The sequence below is a fragment of the Rahnella sp. P4_A8 genome (assembly GCF_056402435.1).
On the sequence record NZ_JBFUHK010000085.1, the window covers coordinates 1 to 9,319 of the forward strand.

The following is a 9,319-nucleotide window of genomic DNA, read 5'->3' on the forward strand; positions in this document are numbered from 1 at the left end:
GTTGTTCTAATGCGTTAGCAAGACGGGCGATCCGTTCTGCCAGAAGGGGAGATTGCGCCATACTGTCTCTTCCGGTTTCCATTGAGTTGTTGAATAGTGTACTGGCTAATAGCGATATGCCACGTTTATTTTTGTCGTTATAGCTTGTTGATTACTAAAAATTTTCTATTATCAGAAATGTGACCCCGTTCATATGAACGCCGGTTTAGCTGCACATTTAAGGGTAGGCAATCCAATTTATTCGTGCATACTGTGCGCCTTTTAGTGGGCATCATAAGATCGAGCGCACTCATCGCTTACGGATGTTCGAGCAAAAAAGAAACGAAATATGAGCACTGAACATAAACGGTCACTCCCAGCAGTAACCCTGGCCGCCATTGGTGTGGTCTATGGCGACATTGGTACCAGTCCTCTCTACACCTTAAGAGAGTGTTTTTCTGGTCACTATGGTTTCAACGTTGAACCCAGCGTCGTTTTTGGTTTTCTCTCTCTGATTTTCTGGATGTTAATCCTCATTGTTTCGCTCAAGTACCTCACTTACGTGATGCGGGCGGACAACGCAGGCGAAGGCGGTATTCTGACGCTGATGTCTCTGGCGGGCAGAAACACCTCGGCACGCACCACTGCCGTTTTGGTCATTCTCGGCCTGATCGGCGGAAGTTTCTTCTATGGTGAAGTGGTGATCACTCCGGCTATTTCTGTTCTTTCCGCGATGGAAGGTTTGGAAATCGCAGCACCTTCACTCGATCCTTATATCGTCCCCTTATCTATTACTGTCCTGACGCTGCTTTTCATTATTCAGAAACACGGCACCGGCATCGTGGGCAAACTGTTTGCGCCGGTGATGTTGTTGTGGTTCCTGACGCTGGCTGTTCTCGGCGTGAACAGCATCATGCAGAACCCTGAAGTACTTCGCGCCATGAACCCGATGTGGGCGGTTAACTTCTTTATCGAGCATAAGTCGTTTTCCTTCCTGGCACTTGGCGCGGTCGTTCTGTCGATTACCGGTGTGGAAGCGCTGTATGCGGATATGGGCCACTTCGGGAAATTCCCGATCCGTCTGGCCTGGTTCACCGTGGTGCTGCCTTCTCTGGTGCTGAACTACTTCGGTCAGGGCGCATTGCTGCTGAAAGACCCGGAGTCGATTAAAAACCCGTTCTTTCTGCTGGCGCCTGACTGGGCATTGATCCCGTTACTGGTTCTGGCAACACTCGCGACCATTATTGCCTCTCAGGCGGTGATTTCCGGCGTGTTTTCCCTGACGCGTCAGGCTGTGCGTTTAGGCTATCTACCGCCAATGCGCATCATCCACACTTCAGAAATGGAAGCAGGCCAGATTTACATCCCGGCCATTAACTGGTTGCTGTACTTTGCGGTGGTTATCGTTATCGCCAGCTTCGAGCATTCGAGCAATCTGGCAGCGGCATACGGTATCGCAGTGACCGGTACGATGGTGCTGACCAGTATTCTTTCCTGTACGGTGGCACTCAAAAACTGGCACTGGAAACCTTTCCTGGTCGGGCTTTTGCTGATCGGTCTGCTGTTTATGGATATCCCGCTGTTCGCGGCGAACGCTACTAAACTGTTCTCCGGCGGTTGGTTGCCGCTGACGCTGGGTTTGGGCATGTTTATCGTTATGACGACCTGGAAAAGCGAGCGCCTCCGCCTTATGCGCCGCATGAACGAGCATGGGAATTCCCTGGAAGCGATGATCGCCTCTCTGGAGAAATCCCCGCCGGTGCGTGTTCCGGGTACGGCTGTGTATATGTCGCGCRCCATCAACGTCATTCCGTTTGCGTTGCTGCACAATCTCAAACACAACAAAGTGTTGCATGAGCGTGTGGTACTGCTGACGTTACGCACCGAAGATGCGCCTTATGTACATAACGTCCGGCGCGTCACCATCGAACAGCTTTCGCCGACGTTCTGGCGTGTGGTCGCCAGCTACGGATTTAAAGAAACGCCGAACGTGGAGGAAGTGTTCCACCGTTGCGGTCTGGAAGGATTGCCGTGCCGGATGATGGAAACGTCATTCTTTATGTCGCACGAATCACTGATCCTGACCAAGCGCCCCTGGTATCTCTACTTCCGTGGCAAACTCTTTATGGCGCTCAGCCGCAACGCCTTACGCGCGCCAGATCAGTTTGAAATTCCGCCGAACCGCGTAATCGAACTCGGTACGCAGGTAGAAATCTGATCCTCATTTCTACTGCTCGCAGGGCACCTTCGGGTGCCCTGTTTTATTTTCGCGTTCTCCTTTCTGAAACGACTAACTCAAATTTCCCTGCGGTTTCTTAATTATTCAGCGAAACGTTTCGACGCTGATCACAATTCCATCATAACTCCGTTGCGATGGCCGGGGATCTTTATAAACTCATCGGTGAGCGAAACGTTTCGCTGTAGGAGTTCACAATGAAGAAGTCACCGCTGTTAAATGCCGAAATCTCACATGTTATTGCCCGGTTAGGTCACACCGATCAGCTGGTTATTGGCGATGCCGGACTTCCTGTGCCAGCAGCTTGCCAACGCATCGATCTGGCCCTGACCCAGGGAGTTCCCACCTTTTTACAAGTCTTAGAGGTAGTGACACATGAGATGCAGGTTGAGCGGGCTATCCTCGCCGAGGAAATCCTCACTAAAAATCCTCAACTCCATGAAGCGTTGCTCGCCCAATTGACACAACTCGAACAACACCAGGGAAACACCATTGCTTTGGATTACGTCAGTCATGAGTCATTCAAAGCACAAAGCGAAAAAAGTCGGGCTGTGATCCGCAGCGGGGAATGTTCGCCTTATGCGAACGTTATTCTGTGTGCTGGCGTAACCTTCTGAGGCCTTTATGCAACCTTTGCTGCAACTGACAGGCATTGATAAAGCCTTTCCCGGCGTAAAAGCACTTTCCGGCGCGGCGCTCAGCGTTTATCCGGGACGTGTAATGGCGCTGGTGGGAGAAAACGGCGCGGGCAAGTCCACCATGATGAAAGTGCTGACCGGCATCTATCAGAAAGATGCCGGCTCAGTGCATTTTCTTGGCAAGGAAGCGGTTTTCAGTGGCCCTAAAGCCTCTCAGGAAGCCGGGATTGGTATCATTCATCAGGAATTGAACCTGATCCCCCAACTGACGATTGCTGAAAATATCTTCCTGGGCCGTGAGTTTGTGAACGGTTTTGGCCGCATCAACTGGAAAAAGATGTATGCCGAGGCCGATAAACTGCTGGCGCGCCTGAATCTGCGTTACAAAAGTGACCGGCTGGTAGGCGATTTATCCATCGGCGACCAGCAGATGGTCGAAATTGCCAAAGTGCTGAGCTTTGAATCCAAAGTCATCATTATGGATGAACCGACGGATGCCCTGACCGATACCGAAACCGCTTCTTTATTTAACGTGATCCGGGAACTGAAAGCCGCCGGTTGCGGTGTGGTGTATATCTCCCACCGCATGAAAGAAATTTTCGAAATCTGCGACGACGTGACGGTGTTCCGTGACGGGCAGTTCATCGCAGAGCGGCCGGTCAGTTCGCTTGAAGAAGACACGCTGATTGAAATGATGGTGGGCCGTCGCCTCGAAGAGCAATACCCGCGCATTAATCATGAACGCGGTGCGCTGCGTTTGCAGGTACGCGATGTCAGCGGGCCGGGCGTGGATAACGTCAGCTTTGATCTGTACAGCGGCGAAATTCTGGGGATTTCCGGTCTGATGGGCGCAGGCCGTACCGAACTGATGAAAATTCTCTACGGAGCCTTACCGCGTAAAAGTGGTTATGTGGCGCTTGATGGTCGCGAAGTGGTGACACACTCACCGCAGGACGGGCTGGCAAACGGCATTGTTTATATCTCTGAAGACCGCAAGCGCGATGGCTTAGTTCTGGGCATGTCAGTGAAAGAAAACATGTCGCTGACGGCGCTGCGTTATTTCAGCCACGCTGGCGGACGTCTTAAACATGCGGAAGAACAGCAGGCTGTCGGCGATTTCATCCGCCTCTTCAATATCAAAACGCCGTCGATGATGCAGACCATCGGCCTGCTTTCCGGCGGTAATCAGCAAAAAGTGGCAATTGCCCGTGGATTAATGACGCGGCCGAAAGTCCTGATCCTCGATGAACCGACGCGCGGCGTTGACGTTGGTGCCAAGAAAGAGATTTACCAGCTTATAAACCAGTTCAAGCGCGAAGGGCTGAGTATCATTTTGGTTTCCTCAGAAATGCCGGAAGTGATCGGTATGAGTGACCGGGTTTTGGTGATGCATGAAGGCCATTTAAGCGGTGAATTCCCGATAGAACAGGCTACGCAGGAAGTGTTGATGGCTGCCGCTGTCGGCAAGCAATACGGCGTGACGCAGGAGTAATCAGATATGAGTTCTCAGACATTGCCAGCCAAAAAGCGCTGGATCAGTAAAGAGTGGTTGTTGGAGCAAAAGTCTCTGATTGCGCTGCTGGTGTTGATTGCCGTGGTCTCTTCCATGAGCCCGAATTTCTTTACGGTCAATAACCTGTTTAACATCCTTCAGCAAACGTCCGTTAACGCCATTATGGCCGTCGGCATGACACTGGTGATCCTGACGTCCGGGATCGATTTATCCGTCGGCTCTTTGCTGGCGCTGACCGGCGCCGTTGCCGCCTCGATTGTCGGGCTGGAAGTGAATGCGTTTGTTGCCGTTGGCGCCGCGCTGGCGTTAGGTGCGGCTGTGGGTGGCGTCACCGGAATGATTGTGGCCAAAGGGAAAGTCCAGGCGTTTATCGCTACGCTGGTCATGATGTTGCTGCTGCGTGGTATTACGATGGTGTACACCAACGGCAGCCCGATCAGTACCGGCTTTAATGATGTCGCTGATGTTTTTGGCTGGTTTGGTATCGGTCGCCCGCTGGGTATCCCGACACCCGTCTGGCTGATGGCTGTGGTGTTTATTGCGGCATGGTACATGCTGCATCACACCCGGCTGGGGCGTTATATCTACGCGCTGGGCGGTAACGAATCCGCTACGCGTCTGTCAGGTATCAGCGTCGATAAAGTCAAAATTATCGTCTACTCCCTGTGTGGTTTGTTAGCCGCTCTGGCCAGTATCATCGAAGTGGCGCGCTTATCTTCTGCGCAGCCCAACGCAGGTACGGGTTATGAGCTGGATGCGATTGCCGCAGTGGTATTAGGGGGAACCAGCCTGTCCGGGGGTAAAGGACGCATTGTTGGAACGCTGATCGGTGCATTGATCCTTGGCTTCCTGAATAACGGTTTGAACTTATTAGGTGTTTCTTCCTACTACCAGATGATCGTAAAAGCAGTTGTCATCCTGCTGGCGGTTCTGGTGGATAACAAAAGCAACAAATAAACTCTCCTACAGGACTTATGACCATGAATATGAAAAAACTGGCTGTCTGGGTTTCCGCCGCAGCGATCACCGCTTCTTTCAGTGCTAACGTTCTGGCGAAAGACACCATTGCGCTGGTCGTTTCCACGCTGAACAATCCGTTCTTCGTCTCCATGAAAGACGGCGCGCAAAAAGAAGCGGACAAACTGGGTTATAACCTGGTGGTTCTTGATTCTCAGAACAACCCGGCGAAAGAGCTGGCAAACGTACAGGACCTGACGGTTCGTGGCACCAAGCTGATGCTGATCAACCCGACGGATTCTGATGCGGTAGGCAATGCCGTTGCGATGGCAAACCAGGCGAAAATTCCGGTGATCACCCTTGACCGTCAGGCTACTAAGGGTGTTGTCGCCAGCCACGTCGCGTCTGATAACGCCTTCGGGGGGAAAATGGCCGGTGATTACATCGCCAAAAAACTGGGCGAAAACGCTAAAGTCATTGAACTCGAAGGTATCGCCGGGACGTCTGTTGCCCGTGAACGCGGTAAAGGTTTCGCTCAGGCCGCTGAAAAACACCATTTCCAGATCCTCGCCAGCCAGCCTGCTGACTTCGACCGCACCAAGGGCCTGAACGTCATGCAGAATCTGCTGACTGCGCATCAGGACGTGCAGGCCGTGTTCGCTCAGAATGACGAAATGGCGCTCGGTGCATTGCGCGCCCTGCAGACTGCCGGTAAAACGGATGTGCTGGTCGTTGGCTTTGATGGCACCGACGACGGTATCAAAGCCGTTAACAGCGGCAAAATGGGCGCGACTGTGGCACAGCGTCCTGAACAAATCGGTGTGATCGGCGTTCAGACTGCAGATAAAGTACTCAAAGGCGAGAAAGTGCCGGCTGTTATCCCTGTTGATTTGAAACTGGTTGCTCAGCCGTAATACTCTTTTTATCGATGCTGTAACTGCGCCTCCTGATGGAGGCGCTATTTGACTCAGGGATCTCCACATGAAAACCGGCAAACTGGTGGTACTCGGCAGTATCAACGCTGACCACATTCTGAATATCAACCACTTCCCGCAACCGGGCGAAACGGTTATCGGTAAGCAATACACCGTAGCCTTTGGCGGTAAAGGGGCGAATCAGGCTGTTGCAGCCGGTCGCAGTGGCGCTGATATTTCTTTTATTGCCTGTGTGGGAGATGACGATATTGGCGAGCGAGTTCGCAAACAGCTGGCCAGTGACCATATTGATACGCACCCCATCGAAGCCATTAAAGACACCACCACTGGCGTAGCGCTGATTTTCGTGAATGCGGAAGGTGAGAATGTTATTGGCATAGATGCGGGGGCAAATAAAGCTGTTACACCTGAATATCTTGATCGCTATAAACAGCAGGTCATTGGTGCTTCTGCTTTATTAATGCAACTTGAATCTCCGCTTGAAACGGTGATCGCGGCATCGAAGATCGCTAAAGACAACGGTACGCAGGTGATCCTTAATCCGGCTCCGGCCTGTGAATTGCCCGATGAATTGCTGGCACGGGTGGATATAATCACCCCGAACGAAACTGAAGCTGAAAAGCTGACGGGAATTAAAGTCGACAGTAATGAAGATGCCGCTCGCGCCGCAAACGCTTTGCATGACAAAGGCATCACGACTGTCATCATTACGCTGGGCAGTAAAGGCGTCTGGCTCAGCCAGAACGGAGAAGGAAAGTTAGTGGCGGGGTTCCGTGTAAAAGCCGTCGATACGATAGCAGCAGGTGATACCTTTAACGGCGCGTTAGTCACAGCCCTGCTGGAAGGCAAACCGATGGACAGCGCAGTACGATTCGCACACGCCGCCGCAGCGATTGCCGTGACGCGTCCTGGCGCACAACCTTCCGTCCCGTGGCGCAAAGAAATAGACGATTTCCTCGCACAACAGGAGGCCTGATTGGCCACCATGAAAGATGTCGCCCGCCTCGCGGGCGTTTCAACCTCTACCGTTTCCCATGTGATCAACAAGAATCGTTTTGTCAGTGAATCCATCGCTGAGAAAGTGAATGCTGCCGTTGAACAACTCAATTACGCGCCTTCCGCCTTGGCCCGCAGCCTTAAGCTGAACCAGACACGCACCCTCGGCATGTTACTGACCGCCAGCAGTAACCCTTTCTATTCGGAAGTGGTGCGTGGGGTGGAGCGTAGTTGTTATGAACGCGGCTACAGCCTCATTTTATGTAATACCGATAATGACGCCGAACGTATGAATCGCAGCCTGGAAACGCTGTTGCAAAAGCGGGTCGACGGACTGCTGATCATGTGCACCGAAAACCACCGACCCTCGAAAGACGTTATCAGCCGTTATCCGTCACTGCCGATTGTGATGATGGACTGGTCACCGTTTGATGGCGCTATAGATATTATTCAGGATAACGCACTGCTGGGCGGCGAAATGGCGACGGAGTTTTTAATCCGTCAGGGATATCATCGCATCGCCTGCATTACCGGCCCGCTGGATAAAAACACCGCACAGGAACGGCTGAGTGGATATCGTCAGGCCATGGAAAAAGCCGGTTTGAAGATTTTACCTGGTTATGAGGTGTGTAGTGATTTTGAATTTGAAGGCGGATTAGCCGCAATGCAGCAGTTGCTGGCGCTGCCCGAACCGCCGCATGCGGTTTTCGCCAGTAACGATGCGATGGCTGTTGGCGTATATCAGGCACTTTATCAGCGTGGATTGCGTGTTCCCGATGATGTAGCCGTGATGGGGTACGATGATATCCAGCTGGCGCAATATATGATGCCGCCGCTGACAACAATCCATCAGCCTAAAGACTCACTGGGAGAACTGGCGGTTGATGCATTACTGCATCGGTTGCAAGACCCGGCTTCAGAGCCTCAGATTTTAGTGCTCACCCCAGAGCTGGTAGTCCGTCAGTCTGTGGGATCATTCATCAGCAAGTAACAGGCTCTGGCATTCCAGAAGTGCGGCATTGGCATCACCGGCCAGAATGGCATCCGTCAGCCGCTGGTGATGTTCCAGTTTAATCACTTCATTGCCTGTAATTGCCCGAAAATAGCTCTGATACACTGAACTGAATAAATTCGCAAAAGAGGTCAGAAAAGGATTTTTCCCCGCTTCATAGATTAGCTGGTGAAACTGCGTATCTACCGTTATCCAGTGTTCCCGATCAAAGCTGTTATGCAACTGGCGCATTTCATACATATATAGAGAGAGCTGATGCTTTTGCTCTTTACTGGCAGCGAGTGCGGCTAACGCACAAGCCTGAGGTTCGAGTGCTTTGCGTAAAACAATAAAATGCGCCATCACCTGATCGAAGTTTTCACGGGTCATCCACCAGGTCAGTAATTCCTGATCGAGAAAGTTCCAGCTTGATTGTGGCATTACCCGGGTACCAATACGCGGACGGGGTAAAAGCATTCCCTTAGCCGCCAGCGTTTTTACTGCTTCACGTACGGCCGTCCGGCTGACACCAAAAATCTCTCCTAACTCATTCTCGCCAGGAAGAATAGCCCCTTCCGGATACTCCCCAGACAAAACGCGTTGTGCAATTTTCTCCGCCAGCAGGTAAGAAAGGTTACGTTGAGCCGCCTGTTGATGTGCATTAAGTAGCATGTAAGGTATTCCTGAATGTCTTTCTCTTAATTATGACGGAGAGTCTACTCCAGCCTCTGGCTTGAAACTGGTGTGTTTTTAGCGAAAAACGACCGGTATTTGTCCATTTTGGACGAAATTGACGGATTAATGAACGGTTGGTAAAAAAAGTGAAATTAGGGGTTGCGGCCTTCTGAGAACTCCCTATAATGCGCCTCCACTGACCGGGAACAACGACTGACAAGTCGCCCGGACGGGAAGAGAAAAAGAAGAATGTTCGAATGAATAATCTCTTGACTCTTCAGCGGGAAAACGTAATATACGCCTCCCGCGCCGCATAAGATTCCTTGCGAACCGCGGCATGCTCTTTAACAATTTATCAGACAATCTGTGTGGGCACTCACAAGACGATATCAGCCACCT

Annotated in this window: 8 protein-coding genes; 7 read left to right on the forward strand and 1 reads right to left on the reverse strand. The window is 51.7% G+C overall.

Annotated elements, in window-relative coordinates; translation table 11 throughout:
* Window positions 1-328 precede the first annotated feature (328 nt).
* The 7 genes from kup to rbsR all read left to right on the forward strand — a co-directional run bounded on the left by kup (window position 329) and on the right by rbsR (window position 8,245).
* A complete protein-coding gene (gene kup / locus AC1DUO_RS22070) occupies window positions 329-2,197 on the forward strand; it encodes a low affinity potassium transporter Kup (RefSeq protein ID WP_477988766.1) in 1,869 nt (622 codons plus the stop codon).
* Window positions 2,198-2,412: 215 nt separating this feature from the next.
* The gene (rbsD, locus tag AC1DUO_RS22075; protein ID WP_013577670.1) at window positions 2,413-2,832 is read left to right on the forward strand and encodes a D-ribose pyranase; all 420 of its coding nucleotides are present in this window, start codon (window positions 2,413-2,415) and stop codon (window positions 2,830-2,832) included.
* A 7-nt stretch (window positions 2,833-2,839) separates the two neighbouring features.
* The gene (rbsA, locus tag AC1DUO_RS22080) at window positions 2,840-4,345 is read left to right on the forward strand and encodes a ribose ABC transporter ATP-binding protein RbsA (protein ID WP_013577669.1); all 1,506 of its coding nucleotides are present in this window, start codon (window positions 2,840-2,842) and stop codon (window positions 4,343-4,345) included.
* A 6-nt stretch (window positions 4,346-4,351) separates the two neighbouring features.
* On the forward strand, window positions 4,352-5,323 hold the full coding sequence (rbsC, locus tag AC1DUO_RS22085; RefSeq protein WP_013577668.1) for a ribose ABC transporter permease: 972 nt from the start codon (window positions 4,352-4,354) through the stop codon (window positions 5,321-5,323).
* Window positions 5,324-5,346: 23 nt separating this feature from the next.
* On the forward strand, window positions 5,347-6,237 hold the full coding sequence (gene rbsB, locus AC1DUO_RS22090) for a ribose ABC transporter substrate-binding protein RbsB (RefSeq protein WP_013577667.1): 891 nt from the start codon (window positions 5,347-5,349) through the stop codon (window positions 6,235-6,237).
* 67 nt (window positions 6,238-6,304) lie between these two features.
* The gene (rbsK, locus tag AC1DUO_RS22095) at window positions 6,305-7,234 is read left to right on the forward strand and encodes a ribokinase (RefSeq protein ID WP_013577666.1); all 930 of its coding nucleotides are present in this window, start codon (window positions 6,305-6,307) and stop codon (window positions 7,232-7,234) included.
* The gene (gene rbsR, locus AC1DUO_RS22100; protein ID WP_119262210.1) at window positions 7,235-8,245 is read left to right on the forward strand and encodes a ribose operon transcriptional repressor RbsR; all 1,011 of its coding nucleotides are present in this window, start codon (window positions 7,235-7,237) and stop codon (window positions 8,243-8,245) included.
* Here rbsR and AC1DUO_RS22105 read toward each other — a convergent pair.
* A complete protein-coding gene (locus tag AC1DUO_RS22105; RefSeq protein ID WP_013577664.1) occupies window positions 8,228-8,917 on the reverse strand; it encodes a FadR/GntR family transcriptional regulator in 690 nt (229 codons plus the stop codon). The genes rbsR and AC1DUO_RS22105 overlap by 18 nt on opposite strands.
* Between the last annotated feature and the right edge of the window lie 402 nt (window positions 8,918-9,319).

What these genes read in the sequence shown, in the direction of transcription:
- rbsD (WP_013577670.1), top strand. Translation starts at nt 2,413, where the DNA reads ATGAAGAAGTCACCGCTGTTAAATGCCGAAATCTCACATGTTATTGCC.
- rbsA (WP_013577669.1), top strand. Translation starts at nt 2,840, where the DNA reads ATGCAACCTTTGCTGCAACTGACAGGCATTGATAAAGCCTTTCCCGGC.
- rbsC (WP_013577668.1), top strand. Translation starts at nt 4,352, where the DNA reads ATGAGTTCTCAGACATTGCCAGCCAAAAAGCGCTGGATCAGTAAAGAG.
- rbsB (WP_013577667.1), top strand. Translation starts at nt 5,347, where the DNA reads ATGAATATGAAAAAACTGGCTGTCTGGGTTTCCGCCGCAGCGATCACC.
- rbsK (WP_013577666.1), top strand. Translation starts at nt 6,305, where the DNA reads ATGAAAACCGGCAAACTGGTGGTACTCGGCAGTATCAACGCTGACCAC.
- AC1DUO_RS22105 (WP_013577664.1), bottom strand. Translation starts at nt 8,917, where the DNA reads ATGCTACTTAATGCACATCAACAGGCGGCTCAACGTAACCTTTCTTAC.